14 protein-coding genes are annotated in these 23,056 nt (G+C 36.6%); 10 read left to right on the top strand and 4 right to left on the bottom strand.

Going from position 1 to position 23,056, the window contains the following annotated elements; translation table 11 throughout:
* The first annotated feature begins 185 nt into the window (after positions 1 to 185).
* Genes ACXX8U_RS06895 through ACXX8U_RS06885 form a run of 3 tightly spaced genes read left to right on the top strand, consistent with a single transcriptional unit; the run spans position 186 to position 987 of the window.
* The gene (locus ACXX8U_RS06895; protein ID WP_458565211.1) at positions 186 to 335 is read left to right on the top strand and encodes a hypothetical protein; all 150 of its coding nucleotides are present in this window, start codon (positions 186 to 188) and stop codon (positions 333 to 335) included.
* Positions 336 to 353: 18 nt separating this feature from the next.
* Positions 354 to 596 (top strand): hypothetical protein, encoded by a 243-nt coding sequence (locus tag ACXX8U_RS06890; RefSeq protein ID WP_458565210.1) that lies wholly within the window; start codon positions 354 to 356, stop codon positions 594 to 596.
* Between the two features lie 7 nt (positions 597 to 603).
* Positions 604 to 987, top strand: coding sequence for a YchJ family protein (locus tag ACXX8U_RS06885; RefSeq protein WP_458565209.1), 384 nt, complete (start codon positions 604 to 606; stop codon positions 985 to 987).
* A 196-nt stretch (positions 988 to 1,183) separates the two neighbouring features.
* On the opposite strand, the gene ACXX8U_RS06880 is transcribed toward ACXX8U_RS06885, so the two are convergent.
* Positions 1,184 to 1,816 carry a hypothetical protein gene (locus ACXX8U_RS06880; RefSeq protein ID WP_458565208.1) on the bottom strand — a complete coding sequence of 211 codons (633 nt, stop codon included), beginning with the start codon at positions 1,814 to 1,816 and terminating at the stop codon, positions 1,184 to 1,186.
* A 282-nt stretch (positions 1,817 to 2,098) separates the two neighbouring features.
* Between ACXX8U_RS06880 and ACXX8U_RS06875 the strand changes: the two genes are divergently transcribed.
* The 3 genes from ACXX8U_RS06875 to ACXX8U_RS06865 all read left to right on the top strand — a co-directional run bounded on the left by ACXX8U_RS06875 (position 2,099) and on the right by ACXX8U_RS06865 (position 5,800).
* The gene (locus tag ACXX8U_RS06875; RefSeq protein ID WP_458565207.1) at positions 2,099 to 3,217 is read left to right on the top strand and encodes a vWA domain-containing protein; all 1,119 of its coding nucleotides are present in this window, start codon (positions 2,099 to 2,101) and stop codon (positions 3,215 to 3,217) included.
* Positions 3,218 to 3,362: 145 nt separating this feature from the next.
* Complete coding sequence (locus tag ACXX8U_RS06870) at positions 3,363 to 4,820, top strand: AAA family ATPase (RefSeq protein ID WP_458565206.1); 1,458 nt, start codon at positions 3,363 to 3,365, stop codon at positions 4,818 to 4,820.
* A gap of 125 nt (positions 4,821 to 4,945) precedes the next feature.
* Positions 4,946 to 5,800 carry an EamA family transporter gene (locus tag ACXX8U_RS06865; protein ID WP_458565205.1) on the top strand — a complete coding sequence of 285 codons (855 nt, stop codon included), beginning with the start codon at positions 4,946 to 4,948 and terminating at the stop codon, positions 5,798 to 5,800.
* 29 nt (positions 5,801 to 5,829) lie between these two features.
* Here the strand turns inward: ACXX8U_RS06865 and ACXX8U_RS06860 are convergent, their stop codons facing one another.
* Positions 5,830 to 6,468: a response regulator gene (locus ACXX8U_RS06860; RefSeq protein ID WP_458565204.1), complete on the bottom strand. Its 639-nt coding sequence runs from the start codon at positions 6,466 to 6,468 to the stop codon at positions 5,830 to 5,832.
* Positions 6,469 to 6,494: 26 nt separating this feature from the next.
* Positions 6,495 to 7,847: a sensor histidine kinase gene (locus tag ACXX8U_RS06855; RefSeq protein WP_458565203.1), complete on the bottom strand. Its 1,353-nt coding sequence runs from the start codon at positions 7,845 to 7,847 to the stop codon at positions 6,495 to 6,497.
* A 436-nt stretch (positions 7,848 to 8,283) separates the two neighbouring features.
* Here ACXX8U_RS06855 and ACXX8U_RS06850 point away from each other — a divergent pair, with 436 nt between their 5' ends.
* From ACXX8U_RS06850 to ACXX8U_RS06840, 3 genes are read left to right on the top strand one after another with little or no spacing between them, the layout of a single operon-like run.
* Positions 8,284 to 16,335, top strand: a complete 8,052-nt coding sequence (locus ACXX8U_RS06850; protein WP_458565202.1) for a CLIPPER-2 domain-containing protein — start codon at positions 8,284 to 8,286, stop codon at positions 16,333 to 16,335.
* 52 nt (positions 16,336 to 16,387) lie between these two features.
* A complete protein-coding gene (locus tag ACXX8U_RS06845; RefSeq protein ID WP_458565201.1) occupies positions 16,388 to 17,302 on the top strand; it encodes a PorP/SprF family type IX secretion system membrane protein in 915 nt (304 codons plus the stop codon).
* A 1-nt stretch (position 17,303) separates the two neighbouring features.
* Positions 17,304 to 19,262: an OmpA family protein gene (locus tag ACXX8U_RS06840; protein WP_458565200.1), complete on the top strand. Its 1,959-nt coding sequence runs from the start codon at positions 17,304 to 17,306 to the stop codon at positions 19,260 to 19,262.
* Positions 19,263 to 19,414: 152 nt separating this feature from the next.
* Here ACXX8U_RS06840 and ACXX8U_RS06835 read toward each other — a convergent pair whose 3' ends face one another.
* Entirely contained in the window at positions 19,415 to 19,747 is a 333-nt protein-coding gene (locus ACXX8U_RS06835) for an ArsR/SmtB family transcription factor (RefSeq protein ID WP_166133953.1), read from the bottom strand.
* Positions 19,748 to 19,926: 179 nt separating this feature from the next.
* Here ACXX8U_RS06835 and ACXX8U_RS06830 point away from each other — a divergent pair, with 179 nt between their 5' ends.
* Positions 19,927 to 23,055, top strand: coding sequence for a TonB-dependent receptor (locus tag ACXX8U_RS06830; RefSeq protein ID WP_458565199.1), 3,129 nt, complete (start codon positions 19,927 to 19,929; stop codon positions 23,053 to 23,055).
* Position 23,056: the final 1 nt, after the last annotated feature.

The raw sequence follows: 23,056 nt of genomic DNA, 5'->3' as shown, positions 1-23,056 counted from the left end.
TATTTTAATATTTGATTAATTTAAAATTATGTATTATTTAGGATTTTTTATTTAAATACTTCAAAATCAATTGTATTTGTAGGTAACAAAATAAATTAAGTTGAAACAATGTTAAAAAACCAATTCTGTTTGAACAATAAAGCCGAACTTTGTCACCGGAATTGAAAATAAATAAACTACAAATTGTGGGAAGAAATAACGAACGCAATATCAAAAAACACAATGATAAATTGCACAAAGCGCAGGATAAAGCAAAGCAAGCCGTAATTGCTAGAAAAGAAAAGTTGAAGCAAATTACCAAGAAATTTAATGAGGATAAAAACGGTCAAGAATAAGGTAAACAGCAAATAAAAATGGAAAATCCTAAATTTGAAGAAATAAAAAAGAGTGTACAACATATTATTGATTGTATCGCTGTAAAGAATGCACAAGAAGCCTTATTAACTTTAGCAGATGTAAGTGACGAACTGGATGAATTGCTCGATTATTCTGATGAAGACGATGATTTAATTGAAATTAGTAAATACCAAGTTTTGTTGAATCAATTGCAGCAAAAGATTGTTAGTTTGAATGATTCGAGTTCACAAATAAATTAGGACAGGAATGAAAACTGACGATTTGTGTCCTTGTTGCTCTGGTAAAACCTACTTTAATTGCTGTCAATTGGCACATTTAGACCATTCAAAAGCAAATACTGCCGAGGCCTTAATGCGTTCTCGATATTGTGCCTATGCTTTGCACAACGCCGATTATTTATTAGCAACAACGCACGAAACGCAACGAAAACTTTATTGCAAGAATGAGTTACTTGAATGGGCCACCCAAAACGAGTGGATTGAATTACAAATTATAAGCGCAGCAGCTACCGTCGTTGAGTTTAAAGCGTGGTATCGAAATGAAAAGCAAATGTTGTGCGTACATCACGAACGATCTACCTTTACACACGAAGTCGGTTTTTGGTATTATGTTGATGGAATCTTTTTATAATCTTATTCAACCTCTGTGTAGCAATAAATAAATTTGTTTAAAACAAGAAAATGCCCTAAAAAGTTAAATACTAATTGGGGCATTTTTTAATTATGTGCAAAGAAACAAAAAGCAGCACCTTGGTTTCTTACAATTCATATAGCAACAAAAGCAGCGCAACTTTTTTTGTATTGCGAAAGCACAATTTTATTATGTTTTAATACGGATTTTTAGCCGTTTTTGCATTTGCTGGTAAAGCAAAAAAACTTGGTTCTAACACTATATTTTCAATACTAGTTGCAGTTACTTCCATTGAAAATTGAGGGTTTTCAATGGTATACTTTAATGGCAATGCTTTTGATTGCGATACAAAGGCATACCAATTTCCAAATTTATGATTCACAAATTTATTAGCATCTACGCCTATTTTGGCATTGTAGTAATATTTTTGAATACCACTTTTACAAGTTAAAATGATTTCATCACAACTATAGCCTACCACAGTAGCAACCGCTTTATTAATTTCTACCTTGAGTACTTCGTCGGGGTTACTAGCGCCATCATTCCACATAAATGTTTCGGAGTTAGCCATTTTTGTATATAGTTTATTCTCGGCATTAAGGTAATTTTGAGATTGCAAAAGACTTCCATTAGAAATCGTTTTATAATCACCATTTTTTATGTAATACTCCATTGTATTACCCATCATTGCTGCAAATTGAGCATCGGTGACATTGGGTAATTTACTTTTAATATTGTTTTGATAAACAATTTTACCTTCAAAGGTTTGTGCCTGAACAACGAAACACATAAACAATAATGATGTTAAAAAGAGAATTGATTTTTTCATTTTTTAATTGATTTTGAGGAATTGATTTGTGGGTTTAAGGGTGATCATATTTTGGAAAATAACTCCAATAATTACTGTTGTCAGGAATAAAGTATTGTTTCATTTAATTTTAAAAATCAAAGATATCATTTTTTATAGTTTGTAGGTTTTTTTACTTTTTTTTATTTCCAAATAACTATAATGCACGTTCGGTAATGGATTATTTAGCATCCAAAAGTTTTTAACTAAAAATTAATAAACGTTTCTACAGCATACTTTTAAAAAGCCGTAATTTTAACAATTATGAGAAACAAGACTACTAAAGGATTTTACTTCAAGTCGTACGAGGCGCCGTATCAGTCGCCCTTCGACAGGCTCTTTGGTATATTCAAGGAGCTAATTACCCATACCTCAGGTGATTTTGATGAAGCTATTGATTGGTTGCGCGAACTTGATGTAGAGTACAAACTTACAGACGATTCGTATACGATCGATGATTTTATCGAAGACTTAAAGAAAAAAGGTTACCTACGCGAGGAAATTAAAGACGATGGAACTCCAGGCTTAGGAATTACTGCCAAAACAGAAAGAGCCATTCGCCAGCAAGCCTTAGATACTATTTTTGGAAACTTAAAACGAGCTGGAAACGGAAATCACAAAACCAAACACAGCGGTAATGGTGATGAGCACACGGGTGAGTTTCGCGAATTTCATTTTGGCGATGGACTCGAGCGTATTTCGTTAACTGAGAGTTTACGTAATGCGCAAATCAACAATGGTGTTGCCGATTTTATGCTCACCGAAAATGATTTGATTGTTGAAGACACGCAATTCAAAGCCCAAATGAGTACGGTTTTGATGATTGATATTAGCCACAGTATGATATTGTACGGCGAAGATCGCATCACTCCAGCCAAAAAAGTTGCCATGGCTTTGGCCGAATTAATCACCACGCGTTACCCAAAGGACACGCTTGATATTTTGGTATTTGGCAACGATGCTTGGACAATTGCTATTCGCGATTTACCGTACCTGAAAGTCGGACCGTATCACACCAACACCGTAGCAGGTTTGCAGTTGGCCATGGATATTTTACGTCGAAAAAGAAACACCAACAAGCAAATTTTCATGATTACTGATGGGAAGCCAAGTTGCGTGCGCGAAAAAGACGGATCGTATTATATGAACAGCAACGGTCTCGACGAATACATCGTTGACAAATGCTACAATCAGGCACAACAGGCTCGAAAATTGAACATTCCGATTACGACTTTCATGATTGCCAACGATCCTTATTTGCAAAAATTCGTCAATAAATTCACGGAGTCTAATCAAGGGAAAGCCTTTTACACCGGATTAAAAGGTTTAGGCGAAATGATTTTTGAGGATTATGAAACCAATCGTAAAAAAAGAATAAAATAGAGCAGGGCGTTACCCGCCGCGGCGGGTCGGGCTGTACGCTGTATCTTTTGTTTCGCTATCGCTGCACAAAAGGATGCCGCTACCATCCCTAACGCACTCTCGTAAATACTTAGAAAACTGATATACAAATTCAAAATAGATCTCAATGAACCACATAAAAACACTTGGCGAATTAAAACAAGCCGGATACCAAACTAAAAGTATCAAAGACGAATTGCGTAACAACCTACGCGATAAAATAAAATCAGGAAAACCAACTTTCGAAGGCGTTCACGGTTTCGAAAATACCGTAATTCCAGAATTAGAACGCGCTATTTTATCCCGCCACAACATCAATTTATTAGGCCTACGCGGTCAGGCTAAAACGAGATTGGCTCGCAAAATGATTGAATTGTTAGATGAGTACATTCCGTTTGTGGCCGGCTCTGAAATTAATGATGATCCATTAGCGCCCATTTCACGTTTTGCAAAAGACTTAATTGCCTCACAAGGCGATGCCACACCAATTGCGTGGTTGCACCGTAGCGAACGATTTTTCGAAAAATTAGCTACGCCAGATGTAACTGTTGCCGACTTAATTGGTGATGTAGATCCTATCAAAGCTGCCAATTTAAAACTTTCTTATGCTGATGACCGTGTCATTCATTTCGGAATGATACCGCGTGCTAACCGTTGTATTTTTGTCATCAATGAGTTGCCAGATTTACAGGCCCGAATTCAAGTTGCTTTGTTCAATATTCTACAAGAAGGCGATATTCAAATTCGTGGTTTTAAACTGCGTATGCCGCTCGATATGCAATTTATCTTCACGGCAAACCCTGAGGATTACACCAATCGTGGTAGTATTGTTACGCCATTAAAAGATAGAATTGGTTCTCAAATATTAACGCACTATCCTGAATCGATAAAAATTGCACGTACTATCACGGAGCAAGAAGCTAAGTTAGATGTCAATCAAAGTGATTTGGTTTACGTGCCATCTCTAGCGCGTGATTTGTTAGAGCAAATTAGTTTTGAAGCTAGAGAAAGTGAATATATCGATAACAAAAGTGGTGTAAGTGCCCGAATGAGTATTACAGCTTTCGAAAATTTACTGAGCACTGCGGAGCGTCGTGCCTTGCGAGCAGGAGACGACAAAACGACCTTGCGCTTGTCTGACTTTATGGGAATCATTCCAGCCATCACCGGAAAGGTAGAATTGGTTTACGAAGGAGAGCAAGAAGGAGCTGCAGCGGTAGCACAACATTTACTTAATGATGCGATACATACTTTTTTCCCAGCTTTTTTTCCGAAAATTGAAAAGTTAGAAAAACAAGATCAAAAAACGCCTTACACTGATGTTATTGAGTGGTTTTTTGCCGAAAGTGGTTTTGAATTACTAGATGATTGCAGCAATGCAGAATACGAAAGAATTTTGAGTAACATCGCTCCATTGGATGCTTTGATTCAAAAATACCAACCGCAGTTAGAAAAGCAAGATCAAAATTTCATGAAAGAATTTATCTTGTGGGGATTAGTCGAATATAAAAAACTGAGTAAAGACCGCTTTGCAAAAGGTTATCAGTTCAAAGATATTTACGGTAGTTTTATCAGTAAATTATAATTTCAAAAGGGTTTAGCTACGGTTAAACCCTTTTTTTTTAATCCTTATTTTAAAAATTTATCCAAAAAAAACTTGCATGTGTAGCGTTTTAAAAAATGTATTTTTACAGTTCAAAATAAAATAAGATGTTGTTTTTACTATTAAGTGTTGTTTGCAGTGTTACCGTTGGAGTTATCTTTAAAATGTCACGCCGTTATGAGGCAAATCCAATACAAATTGTAGCTTTTAATTACGCTATTGCTATACTACTTTGTTATTTCTTTTTTGAGCTCAATTTTGTAGATGAAACGGTTGTGTATCCTTGGCACCTATATATTCCTCTAGGTATTTTACTACCAACTATTTTTTTGGTTTTAGCAAAATCAATTGAACAAGTTGGCATTGTAAAAACGGATGCGGCGCAGCGCTTGTCCTTGTTTATTCCCATACTTGCGGCTTGGTTACTTTTTGGTGAGAGCTTTTCTGTTTTTAAAGTAAGTGCATTAGTTATTGCTTTTCCAGCTTTGCTTTGCATTTTAAATAAACCCACTCAAGATCATAATTCGCAATGGATGTATCCTGCAATCGTGTTATTAGGTTTTGGTGTTATTGATATTTTGTTCAAACAAGTGGCACTGCATACTACTTTGCCTTATACCACATCACTATTTGTTGTTTTCGCTATTTCACTAACAATTATGGTTGGGGTGATATTGTATCAAATAGGTATTCAAAAGCAAAAATTTGTTATCAAAAATGTTCTTTTTGGTATTGTTGTTGGACTTTTTAATTTCGGGAATATTTTGTTTTATTTGAAAGCACACCAAGAATTTGCCCAAAATCCTTCAACTGTTTTCGCAGGAATGAACATGGGAGTCATTGTGCTAGGCAGTTTAGTGGGCGTATTAGCTTTTAAAGAAAAGTTGTCTAAACTTAATTACGTAGGACTTCTTGCGGCAATTACCGCAATTGTTTTGATAGTTCTCTCGCAAAAATCATAGAATATAAAAGTAATGGTATATAGAATTTATTAATTATTCAAACCAGGCATTTTATTGCTTAGTTGAGAAAGTTCTATCACATTCTTGACTTTCAATTTGCTGAAGATCTTATTTTTGTGCGTGCTTACAGTAGTTAGATTTATGTCTAACTTGTTTGCTATTTCGATATTACCATCCCCTAAAATCAGCAATTCAGTAATTTCTTTTTCTCTTTTAGACAGTTGTTCAAAAGGATTCAAACTGATTTTATTGGTACTAATTTGGATTAAATTTTGTAAGGTACTTGGCGGTAGGTACGAACCATTTTGCAGAATTAAATCAACAGCTGTTGTAATTTGATTTTTATCACAAAGTTTATTTAAATATCCATTGGCACCAGCCATTATGTAAGGGCAAGCATGAGTTTTTTCGTCGTAGCCAGAAACCATTAGAATTTTCACCTCGGGCTGTATGCTCCTTATTTCTTGAATCATATCGGTATTTTTACCACCTGGTATATTGATATCCAATAGGATTAAATCCAAGTTACTTTGCTCTAATTTATTTAGCAATTCAAAATAAGTATCGGCAGTATCAATACTAAATTCAGGGAATCTTTCCTTTAGTATTATGGAAATCCCTGTGCTTACTACAAAATGATCATCGACGATTAAGATATTTTTTTGCATTGTATTCTATTTTAATTCTACACAAATTACTCGAGTGGTATGGTAACTGTGACTTTTGTTCCTTGCCTTAATTTGCTTTCAAAATGTATTTTTCCTTTAATTATTAGGAGCAACTCTAGTACTAAATGTAAACCAATTCCGTAGGTGCTTAGTATTAATTTTTCAAGGTCTCGGTTGTTTTGAAGCGTCATATAATAGTTTATTTGCTCTTCTTTCATCCCTATCCCTGTGTCATTTACGTAATAAACAAGATTTTGGTTTTCTATTTTAGCGCCAATAGTTATCGTTCCATTATGTGTGTTTTTGACCGCGTTATCTGTGAGGTTATGAATAATTACCGAAACGACTCGGCTGTTGATATTTGATAGCAAATCAGGGGTAACCTCTGCAATAAAGGTTGTTGAATTGTTGGCAGCAACTTCTTCAAAGAACAAAATTTTATTTTCAATAAGTTCAAGGATAGAATAGGTCTTTTTTTCTCCGTGTCGTTCTTCAATATAAATTTTAGAATAATCAACTAGATTCTTTGTAAAATCATTCAGTTGTGTTGTTGACTTGTAAATGGAGGCAATGTATTTTTTAGACAAAGGGTCTTGTTGAGGATTATCTAAAAGGTGCTTTGCAATGACTTGAATATATTTTAAAGGACTTTGTATATCGTGACTTATGGTTCCAATAATTTTTTTGTGTTGTATGATTTCTTTTGACAGGTTGTATTTGGCTTTTTTTAAATCCTTGATAGTGCTTAAAAGTTGCTTGGTTCGAGCGCTTATCTTTAATTGTGATCTTTGTATGCGTTTGGCACTAGCATAGTAGTATAGCGTGATTGTACTGATGAGAATTAAACTAAATATTATATTGAACCAGATAAGGTATTTTTTTGTGGCGCGAGTGCCAATGCCAAAACTTTGTGAAAAAGCATCTTGATTAAGTTCGATTTTAGAACTCAATACGTTAATTTTCAGAACCATCTCGGATCGATAATTTTCATTTAATTTATTTTTGTTGTTTTCCTGATGGATATTCTGACCAAGTTGAAATAGTTCTCTGTTTAGTTGATCACCAAGTTCCCAATGATAAATAGCTTTTTTAAAAAATGGTACTGATTTAAAGGTATTAAACAACCAAATCATATCGTCTAAATCTTCAACAGAATTTTTTCCTTCACTTAATGCATTTTCAATAATCTTTTTCTCGGCGCCACTTTGCATAGCAATTCGTGCTTTTTCATCTCCAAAATTTACTGCTAAACCATCTTCAAATTGTTGCCAATACAAATCTTGCTCGGTGAGCAAAAATAGGAGTAAGCTATTAACTGCCTTGTTGTGACCTTTGGAGTAAAGAGATTCACCATTTACGTAAGACCTAGTGGCTGACATGATCCTAATCGTATAGTAATTTACGAGAATTAAAATAGTACAAGCTATAACAGTTATGCTGATAACTTGTTGCAAATTTAATGCCTTCAAATTCAGTTTTGGTAATTTGTTGACCAAGTGTTATCGTTTTAAGTTTGTTATTTCTTACCAAATATAATTAAAAACTTTTTTGTTAAGTATATCTAATTGCTTAAAAAAGAGTAGTTCATGTTAACTTTGTAGGAAATAGTCAATTTTGTTATTTATATATAATGATTTTTAAGTCGATTTAATTTTAGTTGTCGATAGTTTTTTGTTTGTATTTTTTCCTATTTTTTACTAAAAAATTATCCTACTTTAGGGAAACCCAAATCATGTAATAAGCAAATTAGTGTTAGGCTGTAGGAGCAGCCGCACAACAACAAAGTTTTTTGCGATTAAATTAAAATTAGTCCTTATGAAACAGCATTACCTACTATCCAGTTTAAATTGGCTAAAGCTTGATGAAACTTTGAAAATAAACATTCTGAAGCTACTTATTCTAAGTTTATTCTTCTCCGGTGCTAACGTAGCGCACAGCCAATGTAATTCTGAAATTCCTCGTCCTTTCACTACTCTAGATTTTGATAATTTATCAGTTAGCTCTTCTACTAGCGGTCTTTGTCTTCTTGGCTGTGGAATATCAGATAGAAATAATTTAATTGACGCAGATTTAACTAATAGCGCTACTGCTAGCTTTGGAGCGCTCGGTGTGGGTACTACACATCGCTTGCGTGTTTCTGATGGAAACACAGTGTACAGTGCTGGTTCATTTGCCGGTTTTAAAATACAACCATCGGTGGGTGTTTTAAATCTTGATGTGCTCAATGGTATTAGTATCAATACCTATTTAAGCGGTACTTTAGTGCAATCTTTTTCTGGAACGTCTTTACTTGGTTTAAGTGTTTTGGGTAATCCAAGTGATTTTATAGTTGGATTCAATACCTCTTCTGCTTTTGATGCGATAGAAATTGCTATCAATTCGGGTGTTTCAGCTTTGAGCTCAACATCAATCTACCATGCGGTAATAAGAGAATATTGCGCTGGTCCAGCTTTGGTTTGTAATGTGAGTACAAAACCACAACTTCCTAACTTTCCCGTTGCAATAAATCAAGCTGCTACCGGTTTATCAGGAGTTTCTTTAGGAAGTATAGCCGATGCTGAAAACGCCATTAATTCCGATTCAAATGATTTTGCATCCATAAATTTGAATGTGGGTGTTGTGGCTGCAGGAACGTTTGCTATTAAAAATCAAGTTGATATATATCCAATAAATACTTTCGCAGGTTTTGAAATCGAAAATTCAAATTTAGCTGTAGTTGGTGCTTTGGACAATGTGGTTGTTGCAACTTATTTAAATGGTGTTTTTAGAGAACAAAGCAGCGGCAGTAATTTGATTGCAAATGCTGGTTTATTAAATGCTGGTGGTCGTATGCCAGTAGGATTTGTGGCTACTCAAACTTTTAATGAAATTCGACTCACTAATAATCAAACCTTAGCTTTAAATTTAGGCACAACTAGAGTGTATGGTTCCGTTTTACAGAATTTTTGTGCTGGCCCTAATTTAGTTTGTAATACACCAACAGCTATGACTTCTCCGCTATATCCTGTTTTTGTAAATTCAGCAAACACAGGTTTTGATGGTGTACTTTGTGTAGGTTGTAATGCAACTGATACTCAATTTTTGATAGATAGTGATCCTTCTAATTTTGCAACCATAAATAATACAGTAGGAGTTGGTGTAATAGGTAAGTTGGCGGTTAAAAATCAAATAACAGATTATTCATCAGGATCATTTGCTGGATTTACTATTGAAACGCCAGCTCTAGCAAATGTAGATGCATTAAACGGTATTACCATTAAAACCTATCTAAATGGTGTAGTGCAAGAAACTAAATCAGGTTCTGGAGCATTAGTTGCAGTAGGATCTAATTTATTGACTGGTTCTGGAAAGCAAACACTGGGTTTTGTGACAACAACAGCCTATGATGAGGTGCAAATTAATTTTGAAAATACAGTTGCGGTAAGTTTCGGAACTATTCGAGTTTATGATGCAGTAGTTCAACAGTTTTGTGCACCAACGGTTGTATGTGATGCGACTTACTTTTTATCAAATCCAGAATTTCCAGTTCAAGTTAATTCATCTCGTAGCGGAATTTCTGGTCTTGTTTGCGTGGGTTGTGATGTTGCAAATGCATCAAATGTTGTAACTGCTGATATTAATGATTTTGCAAATATTACTCTGGTTGCAGGTGTAGCAAGTACTGGTTCTATTGCTGTTCAAGATCAGTTGTTCACCTATCCTCCTGGTACCTTTGCAGGATTTGTTATTGATGATTTGGGTACTTTGGCACAGGTAGACTTGTTTCAATCGTTAACTATTAGCACTTACAACAATGGAATCTTTGTTGAATCAAAATCAGCTGCCAATTTGATTGATCTTGCCGCACTTGGAATAAATGTTTTAGGTTCTGTTCCCGGAGTTTATAACGTAGGTTTTAAAACATCACAAGAATTTGATGAGGTTAGAATCAGCGTAAATGGATTAGCATCAGTAATTAATTCTATAAATATTTACGGTGCTTTTGTAAATACATCAGAAAGTAATGATGGGCCTTCAGGAAATTTTAACTGTTTTCCCTCTTCTTTATTATTAACCAAGGATGGAACATACAATGATTTTAATGCTGATGGTATTGTTAATGTTGGAGATAGAATAGATTATGTATTTGAAATAAAAAATACTGGTACAGATACTTTAACAAATGTTACTCTTACTGATAATAATGCTGTTGTTTCTGGTTCTCCAATTGCATCAATGCCTGCCGGTGCGACCGATACAACTTCTTACTCTGCGCTATATAACATTACCCAGCAGGATATTGATGCTGGTGTTGTGTATAATTTAGCTACGGTATCAGCTCGTACTTTTTTTGGGACAATTATTACAGCAACTTCTACAGATCCAACTCTATGTTTGGTATGTCCTCCTAACCCGTCTTGTACAACTTGTACTGCTACGGCATTACCTCAAGTTAATTCTATCGCATTAGTGAAAACAGCCGTTTACAATGGCAATGCGACAGCAGCACAAGTAGGAGATACCATTACATATACCTTTACTATCACCAACACGGGCAATACCACTCTAAGCAATGCAGTTGTAAGCGATGCTAAATTAGGAATGAATAACGTAGCGGTAAGTCCAAGCACTTTAGCACCAAATGCCAGCGGTACTTTAACACAAAACTACACCATTACCCAAGCCGATATCGATGCGGGAACGGTAACGAATTCGGCAATAGGAAGCGCGACAGATCCATCAAATGCGACAGTCTCAGATACTTCGGGAACAACAACTACGAATGATACACCAACAGTAACAACTGTTCCAAAAATAGCAAGCGTAGTGTTGGTAAAAACCGCAGTGTACAATGGCAATGCGACAGCTGCTCAAGTAGGAGATACGATTACGTATACCTTCACCATCACCAACACGGGTAATACCACTTTAAGCAATGCAGTTGTAAGCGATACTAAATTAGGAATGACCAATGTAGCGGTTAGCCCAAGTACATTGGCTCCAAATGCCAGCGGTACTTTAACACAAAACTATACCATTACCCAAGCCGATATCAATGCGGGAAGTGTTACGAATTCTGCAGTAGGAAGCGCGACAGATCCATCAAATGCGACAGTTTCAGATACTTCGGGAACAACAACTACAAACGATACCGCAACGGTAACAAATCTTCCAAAAATAGCAAGCGTAGCGTTAGTAAAAACTGCTTTTTACAATGGCAATGCGACAGCTGCTCAAGTAGGGGATACTATTACGTATACCTTTACTATCACCAACACGGGTAATACCACTTTAAGCAATGCCGTTGTTACCGATACTAAATTGGGTATGACCAATGTAGCGGTAAGTCCGAGTACATTGGCTCCAAATGCAAGCGGTACTTTAACACAAAACTACACCATTACCCAAGCTGATATCAATGCGGGAAGTGTTACGAATTCTGCAATAGGAAGCGCGACAGATCCATCAAATGCGACCGTTTCGGATACTTCAGGAACAACAACTACGAACGATACAGCAACCGTAACTAATCTTCCAAAGACAGCAAGCGTAGCTTTAGTGAAAACAGCCGTTTACAATGGCAATGCGACAGCTGCACAAGTTGGAGATACCATTACGTATACCTTCACTATCACCAACACGGGCAATACCACTCTAAGCAATGCAGTTGTTACGGATGCCAAGTTAGGAATGAATAACGTAGCGGTAAGCCCAAGCACTTTAGCACCAAATGCCAGCGGTACTTTAACACAAAACTATACCATTACCCAAGCCGATATCAATGCGGGAAGTGTTACGAATTCTGCAGTAGGAAGCGCGACAGATCCATCAAATGCGACCGTTTCAGATACATCGGGAACAACAACTACGAACGAAACCCCAACGGTAACAAATCTTCCAAAAATAGCAAGCGTAGCTTTGGTTAAAACAGCCGTGTACAATGGCAATGCGACAGCTGCTCAAGTAGGAGATACCATTACGTATACCTTCACCATCACCAACACGGGTAATACCACTTTAAGCAATGCAGTTGTAAGCGATGCTAAATTAGGAATGACCAATGTTACAGTAAGCCCAAGCACTTTAGCACCAAATGCCAGCGGAACATTAACACAAAACTACACGATAACCCAAGCTGATATCAATGCGGGAAGTGTTACGAATTCGGCAATAGGAAGCGCGACAGATCCATCAAATGCAACTGTTTCGGATACATCGGGAACAACAACTACGAACGATACCCCAACGGTAACAAATCTTCCAAAAATAGCAAGCGTAGCTTTGGTTAAAACAGCCGTTTACAATGGCAATGCGACAGCTGCTCAAGTAGGAGATACCATTACGTATACCTTCACCATCACCAACACGGGTAATACCACTTTAAGCAATGCAGTTGTAAGCGATGCTAAATTAGGAATGACCAATGTAGCGGTAAGCCCGAGTACATTGGCTCCAAACGCCAGCGGAACCTTAACACAAAACTACACGATAACCCAAGCCGATATCAATGCGGGAAGTGTTACGAATTCGGCACTAGGAAGCGCGACAGATCCATCAAATGCGACCGTTTCAGATACATCGGGAACAACAACTACGAACGAAACCCCAACGGTAACAAATCTTCCAAAAATAGCAAGCGTAGCTTTGGTTAAAACAGCCGTGTACAATGGCAATGCCACTGCAGCACAAGTTGGCGATACGATTACGTATACCTTTACTATCACCAACACGGGTAATACCACTTTAAGCAATGCAGTTGTAACGGATGCTAAATTGGGAATGACTAATGTAGCGGTAAGTCCAAGTACTTTGGCTCCAAATGCAAGCGGAACATTAACACAAAACTACACGATAACCCAAGCTGATATCAATGCGGGAAGTGTTACGAATTCGGCAATAGGAAGCGCGACAGATCCATCAAATGCAACTGTTTCGGATACATCGGGAACAACAACTACGAACGATACCCCAACGGTAACAAATCTTCCAAAAATAGCAAGCGTAGCTTTGGTTAAAACAGCCGTGTACAATGGCAATGCCACTGCAGCACAAGTAGGAGATACGATTACGTATACCTTCACCATCACCAACACAGGCAATACCACTTTAACCAATGCCGTTGTTACGGATGCCAAGTTAGGAATGACCAATGTAGCAGTAAGCCCGAGTACTTTGGCTCCAAATGCTAGCGGAACATTAACACAAAACTACACGATAACCCAAGCTGATATCAATGCGGGAAGTGTTACGAATTCGGCAATAGGAAGCGCGACAGATCCATCAAATGCGACAGTTTCGGATACTTCGGGAACAACAATTGCGAACGATACAGCAACCGTAACTAATCTTCCAAAAACAGCAAGCGTAGCTTTAGTTAAAACGGCAGTGTACAATGGCAATGCGACAGCTGCTCAAGTAGGCGATACCATTACGTATACCTTCACTATCACCAACACGGGTAATACCACTTTAAGCAATGCCGTTGTTACCGATACTAAATTGGGTATGACCAATGTAGCGGTAAGTCCGAGTACATTGGCTCCAAATGCAAGCGGTACTTTAACACAAAACTACACCATTACCCAAGCCGATATCAATGCGGGAAGTGTTACGAATTCTGCAATAGGAAGCGCGACAGATCCATCAAATGCGACCGTTTCGGATACTTCAGGAACAACAACTACGAACGATACAGCAACCGTAACTAATCTTCCAAAGACAGCAAGCGTAGCTTTAGTGAAAACAGCCGTTTACAATGGCAATGCGACAGCTGCACAAGTTGGAGATACCATTACGTATACCTTCACTATCACCAACACGGGCAATACCACTCTAAGCAATGCAGTTGTTACGGATGCCAAGTTAGGAATGAATAACGTAGCGGTAAGCCCAAGCACTTTAGCACCAAATGCCAGCGGTACTTTAACACAAAACTATACCATTACCCAAGCCGATATCAATGCGGGAAGTGTTACGAATTCTGCAGTAGGAAGCGCGACAGATCCATCAAATGCGACCGTTTCAGATACATCGGGAACAACAACTACGAACGAAACCCCAACGGTAACAAATCTTCCAAAAATAGCAAGCGTAGCTTTGGTTAAAACAGCCGTGTACAATGGCAATGCCACTGCAGCACAAGTTGGCGATACGATTACGTATACCTTTACTATCACCAACACGGGTAATACCACTTTAAGCAATGCAGTTGTAACGGATGCTAAATTGGGAATGACTAATGTAGCGGTAAGTCCAAGTACTTTGGCTCCAAATGCTAGCGGAACATTAACACAAAACTACACGATAACCCAAGCTGATATCAATGCGGGAAGTGTTACGAATTCGGCAATAGGAAGCGCGACAGATCCATCAAATGCAACTGTTTCGGATACATCGGGAACAACAACTACGAACGATACCCCAACGGTAACAAATCTTCCAAAAATAGCAAGCGTAGCTTTGGTTAAAACAGCCGTGTACAATGGCAATGCCACTGCAGCACAAGTAGGAGATACCATTACGTATACCTTCACCATCACCAACACGGGTAATACCACTTTAAGCAATGCAGTTGTAAGCGATGCTAAATTAGGAATGACCAATGTAGCGGTAAGCCCGAGTACATTGGCTCCAAACGCCAGCGGAACCTTAACACAAAACTACACGATAACCCAAGCCGATATCAATGCGGGAAGTGTTACGAATTCGGCACTAGGAAGCGCGACAGATCCATCAAATGCGACCGTTTCAGATACATCGGGAACAACAACAACAAATAATACGCCTACAGTAACGACAGTTCCTTCTGCACCAAGTACATCTCGTATAGCTTTGGTGAAAACGGGGGTTTTAAATGGACAAGTGGCAGTTGGAACGACAATTACGTATACATTTGCTATTACTAATTTGGGAACAGAAACCTTAACAAATGTTATACTGACAGACAATTTAGATGGGATTAGGATGCAACAAACAAGTTTACCTTTTTTAAATGCAGGACAAACTAATAATAGTATAACAGGAATATATACTATAAATCAAGCAGATATTGATGCAGGTAAGGTTGTAAACACAGCCTTGGTAACTGCACGTAATCCACATAATGGGGTTGTTCAAGACACCTCAGGAACAGCCTTGAATAATGATACTCCAACGACAACAATTTTAAATTCTGTGTCAAGCATAAGCCTTTTAAAGGAGGGTGTTTATGAGGATTCCAACAATGACGGAATCGTAAATATTGGAGATAGAATTAATTACACATTTACTGTTCAAAATACGGGACAAACAACTTTGAGCAATGTGATGATTTCTGATCCTAATGTTACTGTTGTTGGGCCAGCAATTCCAACTTTGCCAGTAAATGCAATAAATAGTACTAATTTCTCAGCTTCATATCTCATTAACCAAAGTGACATAAGTGCGGGCGTAGTATATAATTTGGCAACAGTTTCGGCAACAAACCCGCAAGGAATGCCAGTAACAGCCACATCAACAGATCCAACGCCTTGTGCTACTTGTCCAGTTAGTCCGACTTGCTTAACGTGTACAATTACCGAGTTGCCTATTAATAATTGTGCTGTGGAAGTGTTTAATGCAGTATCGCCAAATACTGGTGACGATTTTGAGCGTATTTTATACATCAAAGGAATTGAATGCTACCCAAATAATACGGTGCAAGTATTTGATCGTTGGGGGGTGAAAGTCTTTGATATTGCAGGCTACAATAATACAAATAAGGCTTTTAGAGGAATGTCAGAGGGTAGAGTGACTGTACAACAGACCTCAGGATTACCTACAGGAACTTATTTTTATGTGATTGATTACACCAATTTTACAGGTGAAAAAATAGAAAAAACAGGCTATTTACATTTAGAAAACGATTAAAGTTTCATTGCTCTCCAATTTTTGCATTGCTTACTTTTCTAAAACTAAAACCATGAAAAAAATACATACACTTATCATGCTTGTTTTTGTTTGTAGTGCTTTATTTGCACAACAAGACTCACAATATACACACTATATGTACAATACCATTAACATCAATCCTGCCTATGCTGGTAATAGAGGTGCTCTAAGTATATTCGGGTTGCATCGCACACAATGGATGGGCCTTGAAGGAGCTCCTACAACTTATGCTGCCTCAATAAATTCGCCAATTGAAAACTCAAAATTGGGTTATGGATTATCATTGGTGAATGACAAAATTGGTGCGGGAAATCAAAGTAACATAGCTGTTGATTTGTCGTATACGATAATGATTTCAGAAGAATTTGACTTGTCTTTTGGTTTAAAAGGTTCTGTTGATTTACTAAATGTGGATTATACAAAATTGAATCGCTACAATGTTAACAATCCGATTTTTCAAAATAATATTGATAATGAGTTTTCACCAAATTTAGGTGCTGGTATATTTTTCTTTTCTGAAAAAATGTATTTAGGAGCTTCAGTGCCTAACTTTTTAGCAACCAAACATTTTGATGACAATAGCAGTGCGATTGAGATTGATCGTTTACATTATTATTTTATTGGCGGTTTTGTCTTCGATTGGAGTTCGAATGTAAAATTAAAACCAAGTGTGTTAACAAAAGTTGTTGCGGGTGCACCATTACAAGTCGACCTTTCTGCTAATGTTATGTTTTCGGAAAAATTCACCTTAGGATTAGCCTATCGCCTAGACGCAGCAGCGACAGCAATGACTGGTTTTCAAGTAAATAAAAATTGGTTTATTGGTTATAGCTATGATTTTGAAACCACCAAATTAAATAATTATAATTCAGGTTCGCATGAACTTTTTTTACGATATGAGTTGCCAAAAATCAATAGAAGAATAATAACACCAAGATTTTTTTAAGATGAAAAACTATCCTAAACAACATATACTTTTTACACTTTTTGTCTTTGGTTGTACCGTTATTAGCACTGCGCAAAGCACTGAAAAAAAAGCAGCTACAGATTATGATAATTACGCTTACGTAGATGCCAAAAAAACCTACGAACGTTTGTATGCGAAAGGATTAAAATCACCTGATTTAATTTTGAAATTAGCAAACAGTTGTTATTTTAACGCCGATTTTGAAAGCGCAGCTAAGTATTATAAAGCATTTTTTGATTTCACACCTAGTACGGCATCCGCTGAATTGTATTACCGCTATGCGCAATCCCTTAAAGCAATTACGGAGTATGCCAAGGCAGATGAAATGATGGAAAAGTTTAAAGCACAAAACAGTAGCGACAGTCGCGCTAAATTAGCAGTAAATCAAAAAGATTACTTAGCTGTTATTCGCAGTAATTCTGGGCGCTATGATATCACTAATGCAGGTATTAACAGCAAATATTCAGATTACGGGTCTGCGTTTCACCAAGATAAAGTTGTTTTTTCTACCGGAAGAGATGTTAGTTCAAAATCGGATAAAATGGATCCTTGGACAGGTGAAGGATATACCAATCTTTATGAAGCAAATAAAAATGCTGATGGGACATTGGCTTCAGCCAAAATTATGGAAGGCAATTTAAATAGTAGATACCATGAGTCTACACCTGTATTTACAAAAAATGGTAAAACAGTATATTTTACGCGGAACAATTTTGTTAACGGAAAAATAGGAAATGATAACAATGCAACTATTTTATTAAAAATTTATAAAGCCGAGCTGATTGACGGGCAGTGGAAAAATATTGCTGAGCTACCCTTCAACAGCGATCAATACAGTACAGCACATCCTGTTTTAAGCACCGATGAAAAAACACTCTATTTTGCCTCAAACATGCCTGGAACTATTGGACAATCGGATATTTTTAAAGTCGCAATAGGATTTGATGGTTCGTTCGGAACTCCGGAAAATCTTGGGAATAGAATTAATACCGAAGGCAGAGAAACCTTTCCCTTTATTTCTGCTGAAAATGAATTGTATTTCGCCTCTGATGGACATCCAGGACTTGGTGGCTTAGATGTTTTCGTTGCAAAAGGTAAAAAAGAAGGAGTTTACGATGAAGTTATAAATGTAGGAGCCCCATTAAATAGTTCTAAGGATGATTTTGGTTTCATTATTAATACAAGTAACAAACTAGGATTTGTTACATCCAATAGAGATGGCGGAGTAGGTGGTGACGATATTTATCGCATCAAAGAGATTAAACCTCTGCAGACCGCTTGCGAGCAAACTTTAGCGGGAGTAGTAACAGATAGCAATACCAAAAAAGCTATCGAGGCTGTGCAAATTGTATTGTATGATGATAATTATAAAAACCTACGCTCGATGATGACCGATGCTGATGGTAAATTTAACTTTGGCGTAGTCGACTGTTCTCAAAAATATTACTTGCAGTTATCTAAAAAAAATTACCATGTTGAGGAAATACCTGCTACAACAGGCGATCAATCAGGTGAAACATTTTTGCCTATAGTTCTTGAAGAAAGTATTCAAAGAGTGGGACTTGGTGACGATTTAGCAAAAATTTTTAAAATTAATCCTATTTATTTTGACTTCAATAAAGCAGATATCCGCATGGATGCTGAGATTGAGCTTTCTAAAATATTAGATTTTTTATTGGCTAATCCAGGAGTTAAAATCGAAATCCGATCCCATACAGACAGCAGACTTTCTGATGCCTATAATTTTAATTTATCTAAAAGACGCGCCGACTCAACTAAAAACTGGTTGATAAAATATGGTGTAGACGCTACCCGATTAAAAGCCTATGGCTATGGAGAATCGCAACTTTTAAATAAATGCGCAGATAATGTAGTTTGTACTGAAGCTGAACATCAGCAAAATAGACGTAGCGAATTTATCATTGTCGAAATTAAATAATTTTTGATTCGCATTGAAAAACCAAATTAGTAAGTAGTGTTTCAAAGCTACTTCGCTAGTTTGGTTTTTTTATGATATAATTATTTGGCATTTTTAATCGAAGATTTTGTACTATTTCAAATCTTACCCTCAAATCATAACCAAACAATGTATTAACAACAATTTCTTTTCGGTCGATTGATCATTGTCCTTTTATTCAATCGATCAAAAATGGTAAAAACACGTTCCAATTTATTCCATTCCAAAGTATAAAGCGATTGTGTTCCGCTAAATTTTCTACAAATTAGTTTTTCTTCTAACAAGTCATTCAAATGTTTGGATACAGTTGATTGCGAAAGGGGTAATTCTGCTACCAATTCTTTACAAGTACGGTCTTTATGTTTGGATAAAATTGTTATGATTTGAATACGTGCTGGGTGAGACAAACATTTTGCCATTTGTGATAATTCCAATTCTAAAGCGTGAAAAGTATTGTTGTCTTTCATATTAATCGTATTTATTAGATGAATAAAATCTAATTTTTTAAAAGTTTTATGGTTATTTTATCTATTGTTTATCAGTTAGTTGTGATTTTTAATATAAATATTAATCGTTAAAGTACGATTGAAAGATACAACTTTCTTGTTAGCAGTTACGTATATTTCATAAATATAAATTAGGCTACATGAAAAACATTTTTACTTTTTTCCTACTATGCTGTTCTTTAATGCTTTGCGCTCAAGAAACTACAGGGATTTTAAATGGAAATATTACTGATTCACAAGGAAATTTTTTACCAGCGGTGGCCGTTACGGTGCTGCAAAAAAGCACTGGAATTCAATACAATACACTCTCTCAAGGTGATGGATATTACGAGTTCAATCAGTTACCGCCAGCAGCTGATTATCAGGTTAAAATTGTACTCGATGGCTACGAAGCGTTAATTATCGAATCGGTTCAAATATTATTGGGAAAAGCCACAAAAAAAGATTTGCAGTTGATTGCAAATGCCCTACAGCTTCAGGAAGTTACAGTAGTTTCTGAATCTGGCTCTAAAAAAAACAATGAAAAACGATTAAAAATTGAGGTGATAACGAGTCTGCCTAGCGCAAACAGGAGTATTCAAGATGCTACACGATTATTACCAGAGGCTAATTTAAACTCCTTTGGAGGTGCCAATTACCGATTCAATAATTTGTCTATTGATGGTAGCGCAACAAATGATGTTCTTGGTTTTCAGGAACCGGCAAGTGGTGCTGCAGGATCAACCGCATCTGGAACTCCGGGCGGTTTAGCAGGTACACAACCAATTGGATTTGGTGCTATTAGTGCTTTGTCAGTAAAAACAGCTCCATTTGATGTAACCTTTGGTAATTTTACTGGTGCCAGTATAAACGCGGTAACAAAAAGTGGCTCTAACAATACCGAAGGTTCGGTTTATACTTTTGTAAAAAATAAAAATTTAATTGGTTCACATGCCAATGGGATTCGACAAGAAAATGCCGTTTTTACTGATTATACTTACGGTGTAAGTTTGGGCGGTAAACTAATCAAAAACAAATTGTTTTACTTCTTTAATGCCGAAGTTGGTGACCGAAATGAAACAGTGCTCAATGCGCCAGGCAGCGCCACATCAAATATTGATCCGGAGACCGTTGCTCAAATTGCTGACCGACTAAAAACAAAATACAATTACGATACCGGAACAGCACTTGATGCGCAAATTAAACGAAAAAACACCAAACTCTTTCTGCGTTTGGATTATAATATTTCAGATAATCACAAGCTCACACTTCGCAATAATTTTGTTACCGGTTTTGCAGATAATCTTGAATGGACACCCACAGTTTACAATTTTACCAATCAAGGTTACCGTCATAACTCGACCACAAATAGTATTGTAGCAGAATTAAAAAGTAAATTTTCAAATGCTTTGTCTAATAAATTGACCGTTTCATTATCTACTGTAAATGATGATAGGACCTATTCCGGTCGCGTATTTCCACATATTGAAATTATTGACAATACTGCCAATACAATTTTTGCGGGAACGTATCGCGAAGCTTCTGTTTATGGATTAACTTTAAACACGATTCAATTAACCGATAATGTAACCTATTATGTGAAAAATCATAAATTTACAGCAGGAGCATCAACAGAGATAAATGCTATTGAATATCGTTTTTTAACTGCCTTTAACGGAAGATGGCAATACAATTCTGTTGCTAATTTTTTAAATGATCAACCAAGTCGAGTTCGAGGTGTTTACAATATCGAGAACAACGATTTTGAGTTGAATAAAAGAACGCCATCTGCTGATTATTCGGTGCTTTTGTCAAGCGCTTATGTGCAAGATGAAATCAGACTTTCAAAAAAGTTTTCGATACTTGCTGGATTTAGATTGGACTGGCAAAACACACCAACACCGTTTCCGGTGTCAGATGATATCAAAAATACTCCCGAATTTGCTGGCTATCAAAACAAGATTAATAGCAGGCCGATTATTAACCCACGTTTTAATTTTAATTATACTATTGATTCGGATGGGAAGTACAATTTAAAAGGAGGAATAGGACTTTTTACTGGGCGAATGCCATTTGTTTGGTACGCCTACGAATATTATATATCGGGCACCAAGTATTATAATATTGATTACCGACCAACGGGAAGCTTGGATTTGAATGAAGATTTGAGTCAACTTGCACCTTTGCAAAGCAGAAGATTGACTGAGGTGAATTTGATAGACAACAATTTTAATTTACCAAGAGACTGGAAATCGAATATATCTCTTGATGTAGCTTTAAAAAATAATTTTGCTCTAAATTTTGAGGCTACCTACACCAAGACCTTAGATGGTTTATTGTTTCAATCCATCAACCGAAAAGAAGATCAAAAAAGTAATTTTGTAGGAGCTGATAATCGTCCGTATTACAACACATCTGCAGAAAGCATAAAGATCAATCCGAACTTTACGAATGTATTTTTGTTAACCAATACTTCGCAAGGCTACCGATACAATCTTACTTTTGGCTTGACCAAAACAGAGGAACGCTACAATGGATTTTTAGGATATACCTATGGTGTGAGTAAAGATATTTCGAGTACGAACCGCAACTCACATGCAGCTAATTTTGAATGGAATCAGGCTTTAGTAGCCAATTCGCCAGAGTTGACAGCATCTAATTTTGATTTGCGTCACAAAATTGTTTCGTATCATTTTTATGATCTTCCAATCAAATCAAGTACTTTAAAATTTGGGCTTTTGTACAACGGAAGATCTGGAAGTCCGTTTAGTTTTGTCTACGAAGGAGACGTAAACCGCGATGGATCGGCCAAAAATGATATTCTTTACATACCTAGAGACCAATCGGAAATTAGATTTCAAAACATAGTAAATAGTAGCAATCAAGTGGTAGTTTCGGCTGCTGAACAATGGTTGCAATTGGATGCGTACATTAATCAAAACGATTACTTGCGTAAAAATCGTGGTAGTTATGCCAGTCGTAATGCTGCGCGCACGCCGTGGAATCATCAGGTTGATTTGAAAGTTATTTTTGAAACAAAACTCTTTAAAAATAAACTCGAATTTGGACTTGATGTTTTTAATGTTGCGAATTTAATTTCTAAAAATTGGGGAACTCAAGTTTACGTTCCTAACATCAATAATTCGGGTTATGCCTTACTTGATTTTGTGCGTATTGAAAACCAGCAGCCCGTTTTTCAATTTAAAAACCCACAAGGTAAGCCGTGGTTGGTTGATAATTTAAATTCAAGATGGCAAGGACAACTGAGTGCGACCTATCATTTTATGTAAT

Source organism: Flavobacterium sp. GNP001 (assembly GCF_054343775.1).
This window is presented reverse-complemented; position numbering and strand designations above follow the sequence as displayed.